The organism is Streptomyces sp. NPDC126497 (assembly GCF_040302425.1).
In the GTDB taxonomy this organism is placed as follows: Bacteria; Actinomycetota; Actinomycetes; order Streptomycetales; family Streptomycetaceae; genus Streptomyces.
Map to the genome: position 1 here is coordinate 1 of NZ_JBEORT010000150.1, position 12,737 is coordinate 12,737.

General features: G+C 74.4%; 14 protein-coding genes and 3 pseudogenes. 12 read left to right on the forward strand and 5 right to left on the reverse strand.

From position 1 onward, the window contains the following. From ABTY20_RS33520 to ABTY20_RS33530, 3 genes and pseudogenes are all read left to right on the forward strand, one after another. A pseudogene (locus tag ABTY20_RS33520) lies at nucleotides 1–78 on the forward strand (M23 family metallopeptidase); the annotation flags it as partial. Nucleotides 79–309: 231 nt separating this feature from the next. Further along, complete coding sequence (locus tag ABTY20_RS33525) at nucleotides 310–600, forward strand: type II toxin-antitoxin system RelE/ParE family toxin (RefSeq protein ID WP_352000935.1); 291 nt, start codon at nucleotides 310–312, stop codon at nucleotides 598–600. Further along, the gene (locus ABTY20_RS33530) at nucleotides 597–764 is read left to right on the forward strand and encodes a hypothetical protein (protein ID WP_352000922.1); all 168 of its coding nucleotides are present in this window, start codon (nucleotides 597–599) and stop codon (nucleotides 762–764) included. Before ABTY20_RS33525 ends, ABTY20_RS33530 begins: the two co-directional genes overlap by 4 nt. 21 nt (nucleotides 765–785) lie before the next feature. Here the strand turns inward: ABTY20_RS33530 and ABTY20_RS33535 are convergent. After that, nucleotides 786–932, reverse strand: a pseudogene (locus ABTY20_RS33535) (DUF397 domain-containing protein); the annotation flags it as partial. A 23-nt stretch (nucleotides 933–955) separates the two neighbouring features. On the opposite strand from ABTY20_RS33535, the gene ABTY20_RS33540 reads away from it, so the two are divergent. The 3 genes from ABTY20_RS33540 to ABTY20_RS33550 all read left to right on the forward strand — a co-directional run bounded on the left by ABTY20_RS33540 (nucleotide 956) and on the right by ABTY20_RS33550 (nucleotide 3,482). Then, complete coding sequence (locus ABTY20_RS33540; protein ID WP_352000923.1) at nucleotides 956–1,495, forward strand: ATP-binding protein; 540 nt, start codon at nucleotides 956–958, stop codon at nucleotides 1,493–1,495. Between the two features lie 138 nt (nucleotides 1,496–1,633). Further along, nucleotides 1,634–2,509, forward strand: a complete 876-nt coding sequence (locus ABTY20_RS33545) for a helix-turn-helix domain-containing protein (RefSeq protein WP_352000924.1) — start codon at nucleotides 1,634–1,636, stop codon at nucleotides 2,507–2,509. A gap of 16 nt (nucleotides 2,510–2,525) precedes the next feature. Next, nucleotides 2,526–3,482 (forward strand): hypothetical protein, encoded by a 957-nt coding sequence (locus ABTY20_RS33550; RefSeq protein WP_352000925.1) that lies wholly within the window; start codon nucleotides 2,526–2,528, stop codon nucleotides 3,480–3,482. Nucleotides 3,483–3,596: 114 nt separating this feature from the next. On the opposite strand, the gene ABTY20_RS33555 is transcribed toward ABTY20_RS33550, so the two are convergent. Continuing rightward, nucleotides 3,597–4,523 (reverse strand): DUF3027 domain-containing protein, encoded by a 927-nt coding sequence (locus tag ABTY20_RS33555; RefSeq protein WP_352000926.1) that lies wholly within the window; start codon nucleotides 4,521–4,523, stop codon nucleotides 3,597–3,599. Between the two features lie 342 nt (nucleotides 4,524–4,865). Here ABTY20_RS33555 and ABTY20_RS33560 point away from each other — a divergent pair, with 342 nt between their 5' ends. From ABTY20_RS33560 to ABTY20_RS33575, 4 genes are all read left to right on the forward strand, one after another. Continuing rightward, nucleotides 4,866–6,299: an MFS transporter gene (locus ABTY20_RS33560; protein WP_352000927.1), complete on the forward strand. Its 1,434-nt coding sequence runs from the start codon at nucleotides 4,866–4,868 to the stop codon at nucleotides 6,297–6,299. A gap of 107 nt (nucleotides 6,300–6,406) precedes the next feature. Beyond that, nucleotides 6,407–6,862 (forward strand): DUF2771 domain-containing protein, encoded by a 456-nt coding sequence (locus tag ABTY20_RS33565; RefSeq protein WP_352000928.1) that lies wholly within the window; start codon nucleotides 6,407–6,409, stop codon nucleotides 6,860–6,862. Continuing rightward, nucleotides 6,829–7,584 (forward strand): futalosine hydrolase, encoded by a 756-nt coding sequence (locus ABTY20_RS33570; RefSeq protein WP_352000929.1) that lies wholly within the window; start codon nucleotides 6,829–6,831, stop codon nucleotides 7,582–7,584. The genes ABTY20_RS33565 and ABTY20_RS33570 overlap by 34 nt, the downstream gene beginning before the upstream one ends. Beyond that, nucleotides 7,571–8,428 (forward strand): 1,4-dihydroxy-6-naphtoate synthase, encoded by an 858-nt coding sequence (locus tag ABTY20_RS33575; RefSeq protein ID WP_352000930.1) that lies wholly within the window; start codon nucleotides 7,571–7,573, stop codon nucleotides 8,426–8,428. The genes ABTY20_RS33570 and ABTY20_RS33575 overlap by 14 nt, the downstream gene beginning before the upstream one ends. A gap of 10 nt (nucleotides 8,429–8,438) precedes the next feature. On the opposite strand, the gene ABTY20_RS33580 is transcribed toward ABTY20_RS33575, so the two are convergent. Continuing rightward, nucleotides 8,439–8,822: a cold-shock protein gene (locus tag ABTY20_RS33580; RefSeq protein ID WP_352000931.1), complete on the reverse strand. Its 384-nt coding sequence runs from the start codon at nucleotides 8,820–8,822 to the stop codon at nucleotides 8,439–8,441. Nucleotides 8,823–8,986: 164 nt separating this feature from the next. Between ABTY20_RS33580 and ABTY20_RS33585 the strand changes: the two genes are divergently transcribed. After that, a complete protein-coding gene (locus tag ABTY20_RS33585) occupies nucleotides 8,987–9,271 on the forward strand; it encodes a hypothetical protein (RefSeq protein ID WP_352000932.1) in 285 nt (94 codons plus the stop codon). On the opposite strand, the gene ABTY20_RS33590 is transcribed toward ABTY20_RS33585, so the two are convergent. Together ABTY20_RS33590 and ABTY20_RS33595 are read right to left on the reverse strand one after the other, a co-directional pair. Beyond that, complete coding sequence (locus ABTY20_RS33590) at nucleotides 9,253–9,882, reverse strand: HAD family hydrolase (RefSeq protein ID WP_352000933.1); 630 nt, start codon at nucleotides 9,880–9,882, stop codon at nucleotides 9,253–9,255. The two genes, ABTY20_RS33585 and ABTY20_RS33590, sit on opposite strands and share 19 nt — an antisense overlap. Nucleotides 9,883–10,006: 124 nt before the next feature. After that, a complete protein-coding gene (locus ABTY20_RS33595) occupies nucleotides 10,007–10,996 on the reverse strand; it encodes a hypothetical protein (protein WP_352000934.1) in 990 nt (329 codons plus the stop codon). Nucleotides 10,997–11,113: 117 nt separating this feature from the next. Here ABTY20_RS33595 and ABTY20_RS33600 point away from each other — a divergent pair. Further along, nucleotides 11,114–12,737, forward strand: a pseudogene (locus ABTY20_RS33600) (DNA-binding protein); the annotation flags it as partial.

Below are 12,737 nucleotides of genomic sequence, written 5' to 3' on the forward strand. Positions count from 1 at the left end.
GAGATCCGCACCACCCCGAACTACGGCTCCGCCGTGGACCCGGTGAAGTTCCTGCGCGCCAACGGCGTCACCGTCTGACCCACCGCGCACCCGGCACCACCCGAGCGACCCCGAGAGCGGCCCCGCGCCCGCCCTCGGGGTCGCTTTCGGCGTTCCGCGGCTTCGCCATCAGGGCTCCTCGCCCGCTTGCCCATACCACCACCGATATACGCCATCGCTGGTGTGCAAGGCGCGTGGTACAGCATCGAACTCGAACCCGAGGTCGAGAAATGGCTGAACGACCCGGCCCCTCATGAACATGGCCGGGTGATGTCCTACGCCGACCTCCTTGCCGACTTCGACGGCATACTCGACGAGCCCTGCACCCGCCACCTCGGCGGCAAGGTACGAGAGCTCCGGTTCCGCCTCGAACGACACCATCTCCGCATCACCTGCTGGCTCGCACCCGGTCGGCGCATTGTGCTGCTCGCCGTCTCCACCAGAACGCAGCGGCAGGAGATCGCGGAAGTACGGCGTGCTCTGGCCGTCCAAAAGGAATGCGAAGCCCAGCACCCACCCGCTCACACCGTCTACGGCCGCTTCCCGGAGGAATCCCCGTGAACCACGCCCGCCGGAGGATCACCGATGCCGGCCGGGCACGCGAGGGATACCAGGAGGCCCGTCGCGCCTACCTGTTCGGCACGGCAGTCCGTGACCGCCGTACGGCCATGGGTACGACCCAGACCCGGCTCGCCGCGCGCGCGGGAATGTCCCAGGCCGCCTGACACCGGGGACGAGACCCGGAATCAGCCCTCGGACGCGTACGGGACGAAACGCGCCCAGGCTCCGGGGGTGAAGGCGAGGCGGGGGCCGGCGGTGTCCTTGGAGTCGCGGACGTGGACGGCGCCGGGGGCGAGGGCGAGTTCCACGCAGGACTCGCCAGCGGAGCTGCCTCGGGTCGGAGACGGGCCGCCCGTTGACCTTGCCGTCGGAGCGCCCCACCGCCGCCCCCGTCCGCGACTTCACCGTGCTGCTCTCCCCCACGCCGCGCGGTGCCCGTCTCGCCCGCCTGCTCGGTGCGGAACAACTCCGCTCCTGGGGGCTTCCGGTGGATCCCGCCCGTCAGGTCATCGCGGAGCCGGCCGTCGACGCGGCGACCCACGGCCGCGTCCCGGGACGGGACTTCCGGCTCACGTTCCACGTCGTCGCCGACACCCTCCGCATCGAGGTCACCGACACGCGCGGCGAACGCCTCCCCGACCCGCAACCGGCCTCCCCCGAGGCCGGGTCCGGCCGTGGCCTGCTGCCGGTCGAGGCGCTCGCCGACCGCTGGGGCGTGACCGAGGGCCGCTTCCCGCGCAAGACCGTCTGGGCCGAACTGCGGCTCACGGCACCGGAACCCGAGTCCTGGAGCTCCGGTGCCGTCGGCGCCTTACCCCTTCAAGAACCCGGGGGAAAGGACCCCACCAAGCCCCACCCTTTCCCGCCCGAGGCACGCGATCACTCGGGCGGGTGAACATCACCGGCTCAACTGGATTTCCGGACCCCCGGCACCCCTACGCTCAGCGCACACAACCGAGAAAGACTTCGGCCCCCGCCGGGACGGCAATCCCAGTGCGAGGGCCTGACCACCAAGGAAGAACGGACCTTCCCGATGGATAGCCAAAACCCTAGCGCGCCCCCGCGCGCCCAGTCAGCCGTCGCCGGCAATCCGACCCGATCGCGTCACCACACCGGCGGCGTCATCCACGAGAACACCCGCCACACCGCCCGCTTCACGGTGATCGGCAACCACCTCACCCAGCACCCGGACCTCTCCCTGCTGGCGATCGGACTCGGCTGCCACATCCAGTCCCTCCCCACCGGCGCCCCGGCCGACATCAAGTCGCTGGCCGCCCGTTTCAAGGAGGGCACCACCCGCATCGCCGCCGCCCTGCGCGAGTTGGAGGCCCACGGCTACCTGCGTCGCGAACGCGTCCGCACGTCCACCGGCCGCATCGTCACCCGCACGACGTCCTGCAACCAGCCCGGCCACCGGCGCGAGGCGGCAACCCCCGACTGCCCCGCGCCGCAGCCCCGGCCGGCCGCGACCGACCGCACGCCCCGGCCCCGCCCCCGCAAGGCCCTCCCCGCCGTCCCCCGGCCCACCCGCGCCGCGGCCGCCGCACTCCTCCAGCAGGCCACGGACCTCCTGGCCGGCCTGCGCCGCCACGACCCCCGCCTCCTGCTCTCCGCCCCCGACACCGCACACCTCGCCCCCGGGGTCGTCGCCTGGTTGGAACGCGAGGTCACCCCCACCGCCCTGCGCCACGCCCTCACCACCGACCTCCCCGACGGACCCCTGCACCGCCCCGCCGCCCTCCTCGCCCACCGCCTCACCGCCCGGCTCCCGCCCCCGTACCGCGCGCCGGCCGCCCCGTCCCCGGTCCGCCACCCGCTGCGCAACTGCGACGGCTGCGACCACGCCTTCCGCGCCCCCGAAACCCAAACCCACTGCCGCACCTGCCGTGCAGCCGCCACCCACTCCTGACTCCACGAGGAAACCCATGGTCAGCCCGCCCCACGAGGCGATGCACCGCATCTTCCAGCACGACCCCGGACTCTTCAGCCGCGTCTCACGCTTCCTCGGAATCGACATCCCCACCCCGGTGAAGGCGACAGCCCTGCCGACCGACCTGACGGAGACCGATCCCGTCGAACGCCGGGTCGACACCCTCCTCCAACTGGAAACCGCCGAGCAGGGCCCGTTCCTCCTGGCCGTCGAGGCCCAGGGCAAGAAGCACCCGGACAAGCCGGCGAGCTGGGCGTACTACACCGCGTACCTGTGGACCAAGTACCGGCTGCCCACGGCGCTCCTGGTCGTGTGCCAGGACCACGCCACGGCCAGGTGGGCCCAGCAGTCGGTGAGCTGCGGACCGCCCCAGCTGCCCACTCTCACCCTGCGTCCCCTGGTCGCCGGACCGCACAACATGCCGGTGATCACCGATCCGGAGGAAGCCCGCGCCGACCTGGTCCTGGCCAGCCTGGCAGCCATCACACACGCTGCCGAACCGGGTGTCGATGCGATACTGAAAGCCCTGTCCACAGCGCTCCGGGACGCACCCGAAGACATCGCGAAGCCCCTCGTCGAATTCACCGCACAAGGCCTGGCCAAGTGCCCGGCCAAGAATCTCTGGAGGAATCTGGTGGCCGTGGACCTCTCCTTCTACAAGTCCTACCTCGCCGAAGAAATCCGCGACGAGGTACGCAGCGAAGTACGCGACGAGGTACGCGACGAGGTACGCAGCGAAGTACGCGACGAGGTACGCAGCGAAGTACGCGACGAGGAACGCGCCCGGCGCGGTGCCGAAGACGTCCTGCTCGTCCTGGAACAGCGCGGCCTCGATGTCCCCGACGACGTCCGCAGCCGCATCACGAACTGCACCGACCCCGAACTCCTCCGCCGCTGGCTCGCCCGCGCCGTCACCGCTCCGAAGGCCGAAGAGGTCTTCGAGGACGTGTGAGCGGACTCGTTCCACGCCTCGAACAGACGCCCGACGCCCTGCGGGAGCCGAGCGGTGTGCTGGACGCGGCCGCGGGGACGGTACGCGCCTGAGCCGTGCCGTCCCCGGGCGGGGCTAGGAGTGCCCCAGTTCCGCCGTCGAGGTGTCCTCCGTCGCCGGGACCGAGCCGGAGTCGGGGGACGGGCGGAGGGGGAAGGGGTCGACACGGGTCTCGTCGATGACCGGCGGGGCCGGCTGCGGGGGCTTCGGCATGACGGCGGCCTCGGAGTGGCCGCCGCAGCCGTAGCCCAGGGAGACGACGCGGCCGTCGGCCGGGGAGAACTCGTTGGCGCACACGCCGAACGCCTGGCCCAGGGAGCCGCCGATCGGGGCGAGGAAGCCGCACGACACGCAGGAGGCGGGGGCCGCCTGCGCCATCGGGGTCTTCGCGCCGAACGCCTCCTCCCAGCGGTCGGCGGCGGCGTGCAGGCCGTAGCGGGACAGGACCCGGGCGCGGCGCATGCCGAGTTCCTCGGCGACCGACGCGATCGTGCCGCGGGACGGGACCACCGCCAGGTGGGCCGGGGCGCCCCCGGAGACCTCGGCGTCCTCCGCCTCCACCAGGTCGGCCATCTCGCCGGACACGGCGGAGTTCGGCGGCGGCTCCTCCTCCCCGGAGAAGCCGGGTTCCAGGCGCAGGTCCTCGGCGTCGGTGGGGAGGAGGTCGCCGGGGCCCATGTCACCGGGGCGCAGCCGCTCGCTCCACGGCACCCACTCCGGGGCGAGGACCGCGTCGGGGCCGGGCAGCAGCGCCGCCTCGTCGACCGTGACGATCTTGGCGCGGGAGGCGCGGGCGACGGTGACGGCCCAGCGCCAGCCGCGGTAGCCGAGCTCGAGGCACCCGAAGAAGTGGGTGACGACGCGGTCGCCCTCGGAGACCAGCCCCTCGTGCTCGCCCACGACCCCGGGCGCGGCGGCCTCCTCTGCTGCGGCGCGGGCGAGGTCGACGGCCTCGGCGCACAGACGGTCGGGGGTGCGGCTTCGCGTTGTCGCTGCGCTCACAGGTATCGCTTCTCTCCTACGCCGTCTCACGAGTGCGCCACTCCCAGCGCGGGGGGCGGACGGAGCGGACCGGGGGGCCGCGTCGACGTCCGCGCCGCATCGTGCTCGGGCGCGCCTCCATCCATTCTGCGGGATGGCTGAGATACGCACGCTACCTTCTCGCGTGCGCTGGGCCTACACCGACGGTTGTTCCGGAGTCCCGCGCGCCGGTTTCCGGGGGTGCCCGACCGCCTCCGGCGGTGCCTTCCCGGCGGCCCGCGGCGTTCCGCCGTACAGCCGCACCCCGGGCGCCGTCCGCGGGATACGGCATTACACACGGCCTTCCGGGGGCACTATGGCGTCGTGGCTACCGCGAGGACACCCCAGGACGCCACCGGGACCGGTGGGGCCAAAGGGGTCAGGGGCAGCAGCCGACGCGCCGGGACGGGCCGGGCGGGCGGCCGCCTCCGCGCGTTCGGGCGCGCCCTGCACCTGCCGGTGACCGGAACCGCGCGGGGCATCCGCCGGGCCACCCACGCGCACGGGGCCGGGGAGTCCGGGCTCGGCAAGCTCATCGAACTGCACGGCGTGAACGGCGCCGGCGACGTCATGATCACGGTCGCGCTGGCGTCCACGGTGTTCTTCTCGGTGCCGACCGACGAGGCGCGCGGGCGGGTCGCCCTCTACCTGGCCATCACCATGGCGCCGTTCACCCTCCTCGCCCCGGTGATCGGCCCGCTCCTGGACCGTCTCCCGCACGGCCGGCGCGCCGCCATGGCCGGCGCGATGCTCGCCCGGGCGCTGCTCGCACTGGTCCTGTCCGGCGCGGTCGTCACCGGCGGACTGGAGCTGTATCCGGCGGCGCTGGGCGTGCTGGTGGCCTCCAAGGCGTACGGGGTGGTCAGGAGCGCGGTCGTGCCGCGGCTGCTGCCGCCCGCCTTCTCCCTGGTGAAGGCGAACTCGCGGGTGACGCTCGGCGGGCTGCTGGCGACCGGGATCGCCGCGCCGATCGGCGCGGGCCTGCAGCAGATCGGGCCGCGCTGGCCGCTGTACGGGGCGTTCGTGATCTTCGTGACGGGGACGCTGCTGTCCTTCCGGCTGCCGCCGACGGTGGACTCCGCCAAGGGCGAGGACGTGGCGCTGCTCGCCGCCGACGAGCGTCACCTGCGCGTCCCGCGCGGCAGGCCGGGGAGGCGTCCCGGACTGCGCACGGTCGGCCCGGCCGTCACCCACGCGCTCGGCGCCAACGCGACCGTCCGCTGCCTCACCGGCTTCCTGATCTTCTTCCTCGCCTTCCTCCTGCGCGAGCATCCGATGACCGGCCAGAGCGCCGCGGTGTCGCTCGGCATCGTGGGCGTGGCGGCGGGCACGGGCAACGCGCTCGGCACGGCGGTGGGGGCGTGGCTGCGGTCGCGCGCCCCGGAGTTCATCATCGTGACGGTGGTGGCGTGCGTGCTGGCCGCGGCGGTGCTGGCCGCCGTGTTCTTCGGCGCGGTCCTGGTGGCGTGTCTCGCCGCGATCGCCGGGTTCGCGCAGGCGCTGGCCAAGCTGTCGCTGGACGCGCTGATCCAGCGGGACGTGCCCGAGCCGGTGCGGACGTCGGCGTTCGCGCGCTCGGAGACGCTGCTGCAGATGGCGTGGGTGCTGGGCGGCGCGATCGGCATCGTGATGCCGCTGGTCGGCCCCCTGGGGCTGGCGGTGGGCGCGGCGATCGTCGCCGCGGGCTGGCTGACCACGGTCCGCGGGCTGGTCCGTTCGGCGCGGCAGGGCACCGGGGGGCGGGCGCGGGTGGCGTAACGCCGCGGCCACGCCGTACCCCAGGTGGGGAGCGGAGCACACGTGCCCGATAGCCTTCGGCCATGACCACGTTGCCCCGCGGCGCAGCCGCTCTGACACACCGCGCTGTGCGACGCCGCCGTGCCGTCGCCGCCGTCGGCGCCGTATCCGCCGGACTGCTCGTCCTGGCCGCCTGTGACAAGCCGACGTCGATGGCCACCATCACGGTGGGCGGCGACTCGGTGAGCTCGGAGGCGACCTGCGGTGGTGAGGGCGAGGCCCTGAACACCAAGACGCTCAACGCGTGCCTGAAGGACAAGGACATCGACGTGATCGACGTCGATCCCACCGAGACCGTGCGCTTCGGCGTCGACCCGGACATCGCCGACAACGGCTGGACCATCCTGATGAACGGCCAGCCGCTGGTCGACTCCAGCAAGAAGACCTACCAGGCCATCCCGGGCAGCGTGTTCTTCAACGCCCAGTACGGCGCCCAGGGCGACTCGACCCTGGTGTCGATCAAGGAGGGCGAGGACTCGACCACGGGCCTGTGGTCCTTCCGGCTGAAGAAGAAGGACGACTGATCACGTCGTCGTCACGCGTTCTCGTGGTCACCGCGGTCCCCGTCGAGCGGGACGCGGTGGCCGGGGCGTTCCCGGGGAGGACCGAGCAGGTGCGCCTCCCCGGGGTGAGCCCGGTCCGGACGGACGGCGGGTGCGATCTGGTGGCCGCCGGTGTCGGCCCCGCCGCGGCCGCCGCCGCCACCTCCGCCGCGCTCACCGCCGCCGCGCTCGGCGGCGCCCCCTACCGTCTCGTCGTCTGCGCCGGCATCGGCGGGGGCTTCCAGCCCGGGGCGCCGGTCGGCTCGCTCGTCGTCTCCCGCACGATCGCCGCGGCCGACCTCGGCGCCGAGACCGCGGACGGCTTCCTCCCCGTCACCGAACTGGGCTTCGGGCACGTCGCGCACCACCCCCCGGCGTCACTCGTACGGGAAGCCGTCCGGGTGACGGGAGCCCGCTCCGGCACCGTCCTCACCGTCTCCACCGTCACCGGCACCGCCGCCCGCGCCGCCGCACTGCGCGCCCGGCACCCGCACGCCCTCGCCGAGGGCATGGAGGGCTTCGGCGTGGCCGAGGCGGCCGTCGCCCACGGCGTGCCCGTGCTGGAGGTGCGGGCGGTGTCGAACCCCGTCGGCCCGCGCGACCGCGCCGCCTGGCGCATCGGCGACGCCCTGAGGGCCCTCACCGAGGGCTTCGGGAAGCTCGCACCCGTCCTGGAGAGTTGGAACCAGCATGACCACCCCTGAGCAGCAGCGGCTGCGGATCGCCTATTCCCCCTGCCCGAACGACACCTTCGTCTTCGACGCCCTCGCCCACGGCCGTGTCCCGGGCGCGCCCGCCGTCGACGTGACCTTCGCCGACATCGACGTCACCAACGGCATGGCCGAGCGCGGTGAGCTCGACGTGCTGAAGGTGTCGTACGCGGTGCTGCCGTACGTCCTCGAGGAGTACGCCCTGCTGCCCTGCGGGGGCGCGCTGGGGCGGGGCTGCGGGCCGCTGGTGCTGACCCGGGGGGAAGGGGTGGACCTGACGGGCCGCACGGTCGCCGTGCCGAGCGAGCGGTCGACGGCGTACCTGCTGTTCCGGCTGTGGGCGGCGGACGTGGTGCCCGGCGGGGTGGGCGAGATCGTGGTGATGCCGTTCCACGAGATCATGCCCGCCGTGCGGGACGGGAAGGTGGACGCGGGACTCGTCATCCACGAGGCACGCTTCACCTACCGGGAGTACGGGCTGCACCGGCTCGCCGACATGGGCGAGCACTGGGAGCGGACCACCGGGCTGCCGATCCCGCTGGGCGCGATCATCGCGAAGCGGTCGCTGGGCGGGGAGGCGCTGACGCGGCTCGCCGACTCGATCCGGACATCCGTGCGGATGGCCTGGGACGAGCCCGAGGTGTCGCGGCCGTACGTCATGGCGCACGCCCAGGAGATGGACCCGGCCGTCGCCGACCAGCACATCGGGCTGTACGTCAACGCGTTCACGGCCGACCTCGGCGAGGACGGCTACGCGGCCGTACGGGGGCTGCTCACGCGTGCGGCGGCCGAGGGACTGGTGCCGTCCCTCGGCCCGGACGCGCTGCGGTTCCCGTGAGGGCCAGGCCCTAGACGTCCAGCTGGTCGGCGACCGCGCGGAGCAGGCCGGCGATCTTCTTGCCGGAGGCGCGGTCGGGGTAGCGGTTGTTCTCCAGCGCCTCCATGGTGCTCTCCAGCAGGGTGGTCAGGTCCTGCACGATGGAGGCCAGCTCGTCCGGCTTCTTGCGCTGGGCCGCCGCGACCGAGGGGGTCGGGTCCAGGACGACCAGGGAGAGGGCCTGGTCGCCGCGCTGTCCGGCGACCACGCCGAACTCCACGCGCTGGCCCGGCTTGAGGGTCTCGACTCCGGCGGGGAGAACCGAGGAGTGCACGAAGACGTCGCCGCCGTCGTCACGGGAGAGAAAGCCGAAGCCCTTCTCGCTGTTGAACCACTTGACCTTGCCGGTGGGCACGTCCGTCCTCGTCCTCGTACTCGTCGGGAAAACTGCTTCGGAAATAGGCTCTGGATAGCACTCGGGCGGGCCCGATGACCCGCCGGTACCCAGGCTAATGGTCTTCGGGCCGCTGACAAGACGTCACCCGGTCGTTCCTTCGTGCTGGGAACTACCCTGGTCCGGTGCGTGACAAAACCCAAGTGAATTCCCCCGCGCCCGGTGACGGCCTGGTCCGTGCGGGTGCCCTCGTCTTCTTCGCCGGCGCCGTGGCCACACTGGTCACGGTGGCCCCGCTGTTCCTCGGCACGTCACCCTTTCCGACGTACATGTTCGGGCTGAGCATGCTCATGGCCGTCGGATTCCTGATGGCCGGGGCGGGCGTGTTCCGTTCGGCCGCGGCGGGACGCCGCCGGGCGCGGGCGGGGCGGGTTTCCGGGCCGGTTTCCGGTCAGTCGTCCGAGCGGTAGTCCGAAAACCACTGCGGGAATTCCGTCAGGGCGGTGAGGACGACGTCCGCACCCGCCTCGCGGAGTTCCACGGCGTCGCACGGGCCGCTGGCGACGGCGACGGACAGCGCGCCGGCGGTCCGCGCGCCGCGCACGTCGCCCACGTGGTCGCCGACGTAGACGGTGGCCTCGTGCGCGCGCAGCGCCAGCGCCTTCCGCTCGGCCCACAGGTCGCCGATCACGGCGTCCGGCTCGATCCCGAGGTGGGACAGGTGCAGTTTGGCGTTGGGCTCGTACTTGGCGGTGACGACGATCGCGCGCCCGCCCGCCTCCCGTACCGCCGCCATCGCCTCCCGGGCGCCGGGCAGGGCGAGGGTGGGCGCGACGGCGTACGCCGGGTACATCTCCCGGTACAGGTCCGCCATCTCGTCGACCCGCTCGGCCGGGAACCAGTTGATCAGCTCGTCCACCAGCGGCGGCCCGAGCCGGCTGACCGCGAGGTCGGCGTCGATGTACGTCCCGGTCCGCTCGGCCAGCGCGAGGTAGCAGGCACGGATGCCCGGCCGGGAGTCGATGAGCGTCATGTCGAGGTCGAAGCCGACGGTGGGCGGGAGCGGGGTGGTGAGAGCCATGGGCGCCATTGTGGCCCGACCGGCCGCGGGCGGGGGACCGCGCCCCCGTCGCCCCTCCCCTCGCCTCGCCCGGGGGGGGCGCTGCCCCGGATCCCCCGCTCCCCGAGCGCCGGAAGGCCTGGGGTCAGCGGGGGCGCTGGGAGCGCCAGACCAGGAACAGGGCCGTGCTGAGGGCCGCGGCCCGGACGACCCAGGGCCACGTCCCGGAGATCGCCTCGTTCATGTGGCCCTCGGGGACGGGGTCTCCCCAGCGGCCCTCCGTCCTGCCCCAGAGCCAGACGACGCCGCCCGCGAGCGCGAGGCCGGGCAGGACGACCACCGCCCCCTTGATCTCCGCCCGGGTCAGGCGGCGGGAGGCGTAGGCGATGAGCCAGCCCAGGATCAGGGCGCGCCAGTCGCCGATCACGGTTCCCGCGACCAGCAGACCGGCGGCGAGCAGGAGCAGGGGGTTGCTCCAGCGGCCGGAGGGGAGGCGCGGGAGGAAGCGGCGACGGGGAGCGGCGGGCTCCGCCTCGGCGGCGGGGGCGGCGGCCGGGCCGGGCGGCGTCCCCGCCGCCTTCTCCTCCTTCGCCGGGGGCGGCTTGAGGAGTTCGGGGATCTCGACCCCGCCCACGAAGCCCGGCACCTCGTCGCCGACGCCGAACGCGCTGTTGTCCACCCGCCACCAGTCGGGCTGGGTGGAGCCGTCCCCGAGTTCGTCCGTGCCGGCCCGGTGCGGCGGGGACGGCGCGGGGGCGGGGTCCGGCGTCCCGGCCGGGCGGGGGCGGGGGACGATCCGGCGCAGCATTCCCTTCGGGCGGTCCTCGCGGGCCTCGGCGCCGCGTTCCGGCTCCCGCTGCACCGGGACGGCGGGGGACGGCGCGGCGGCGTGCGGGGCGGCGCCGGAGGCGTCCTCGGCCGCGGTGACGACCTCGGTCGGCGTGCCGATGCGGGAGATGATGCGGCGGACCGCGGCCGGCGAGTCGACCACGGCCTTCGCCCTGCGCCGGTCGATCTCGTCGCGCAGCCCGGCGACCAGCCGCATGCGGGCCGCCGACGGCAGCTGCCGCTGCTGCGCCACGTCGCCGACGCGGCTCAGATACTCGTAGACGACCTGGTCGCTCTCGATACCCACGAAGTCCCCTCCGGGACGGATGCGTCGGGACACCGTCGCCCGACGGTACCCCGAGTCGGCCCGGCCGACCCAACTCCCGGCACGCCACCGGCACACCCACCCGCTACCGTGAGTCGGATGAGCACCGAGGAGAAGCCTGCGGCCCCCCGATCCCTCGCCGAGGCCCTTCGCGGACGGGACGACGTGGCCCTGGCCGCGCTGCTGCGCAGCCGGCCGGACCTCGTCACGCCCGTGCCGACCGACCTCACCCAGCTCGCCACCCGCGCCGGCACCCGCGCCTCGGTCGTCCGGGCGCTGGAGCGGCTGGACCGGTTCACGCTGCAGACGGCCCAGGCGCTGGCGGTGGCCGCGGACCCGGCGACGTACGGGGAGCTGCTCGGGCTGCTGGCGGGCGACGACGGCGACCCGGCGGTCTCCGCCGCGCTGCCGCACGCGCTCGGCACCCTGCGCGAGCAGGCCCTGGTGTGGGGCGGGGACGACCGGCTGCGGTTGGTCCGCACCGCCCGCGAGCTGCTGGCGCCGTCGCCGCAGCACCCCTCGCCGACCGGGCTCGGCCCGACGGTGCGGGAGGCCACGGCGGGGATGTCGCCGGGGCGGATCCAGGAGATCGTGGCGACGGCGGGACTGCCCTCCACGCACGACTCGGTGTCCGCGGTGGCCGCCCTGACCGCCCTGTTCGAGGACCCGGTGCGGATGTCCACGCTGCTCGACGAGGCGCCGGCCGAGTCCGTGGAGGTGCTGGAGCGGCTGGTCTGGGGTCCGCCGTACGGGCAGGTCACCGCCGATCCCGCGCCCCGGCTGCGCTGGCTCCTGGACCGGGGGCTGCTGCTGCCGACGGCGCCCGGCACGGTCGTCCTGCCGCGCGAGGTCGCGCTGCGGCTGCGGGCCGGGCGGGCGCACCGGACGCCGGAGCCGCTGCCGCCGCCCGTCGAGACCGCCGCCGCGCACCGTCCCCAGGTGGTGGACGCGACGGCGGCCGGGCAGGCGTACACGGCGCTGGCGACGATCGAGGAGCTGCTGAAGGACTGGCACGGGGGCGGCCCCACGGTGCTGCGGGCCGGCGGGCTGAGCGTGCGGGACCTGAAGCGGACCGCCGTGGCCCTGGACGTGCCCGAGCCGGTGGCCGCGTTCTGGTTGGAACTCGCCTACGCGGCCGGGCTGCTGGCCTCCGACGGGGAGGTGGACGAGCGGTACGCGGCGACCCCGGCGTACGACGAGTGGCTCGAGCGGCCCGCCGCCGAGCGGTGGGCGCACCTGGCCACGACGTGGCTGGCGGCGACGCGGACGCCGGGGCTGGTCGGCGGGCGGGACGCGAAGGACCGCACGCTGTCGGCGCTGGGCCCGGACCTGGACCGTTCGGCGGCCCCGGAGGTGCGGCACCGGGTGCTGACCCTGCTGGCCGGGCTCCCGGAGGGGGCCGCGCCGGCCCCCGGGTCGGTCCTGGCGCGGCTGCGCTGGGAGCGGCCGCCGCGCGGCGGCGTGCGGGGTTCCGCCGGGCAGGCGACGGAGGACGCCCGCGGGACGGGGGACGGCGAGGACCTGCGGACGCGGATCGCGCGGTGGACGCTCTCCGAGGCGGAACTGCTCGGGATCACCGGGCGCGGCGCGCTGTCCGCGCACGGGCGGGCGTTGATCGGCGCGTCCGGGGCCGGGCGTCCGGAGGCCGCATCCGAGGGGCCGGGCGACAAGCTGCCGGTGCGGCACCGGCCCGTCCCGGTGCCGGCGCCGCCCTCCCCCGCCG

Coding starts and splice junctions, on each gene's coding strand:
- ABTY20_RS33575 (WP_352000930.1), top strand. CDS start 7,571: ATGACCACCCCTGAGCAGCAGCGGCTGCGGATCGCCTATTCCCCCTGC.
- ABTY20_RS33590 (WP_352000933.1), bottom strand. CDS start 9,882: ATGGCTCTCACCACCCCGCTCCCGCCCACCGTCGGCTTCGACCTCGAC.
- ABTY20_RS33550 (WP_352000925.1), top strand. CDS start 2,526: ATGGTCAGCCCGCCCCACGAGGCGATGCACCGCATCTTCCAGCACGAC.
- ABTY20_RS33545 (WP_352000924.1), top strand. CDS start 1,634: ATGGATAGCCAAAACCCTAGCGCGCCCCCGCGCGCCCAGTCAGCCGTC.
- ABTY20_RS33525 (WP_352000935.1), top strand. CDS start 310: ATGTCCTACGCCGACCTCCTTGCCGACTTCGACGGCATACTCGACGAG.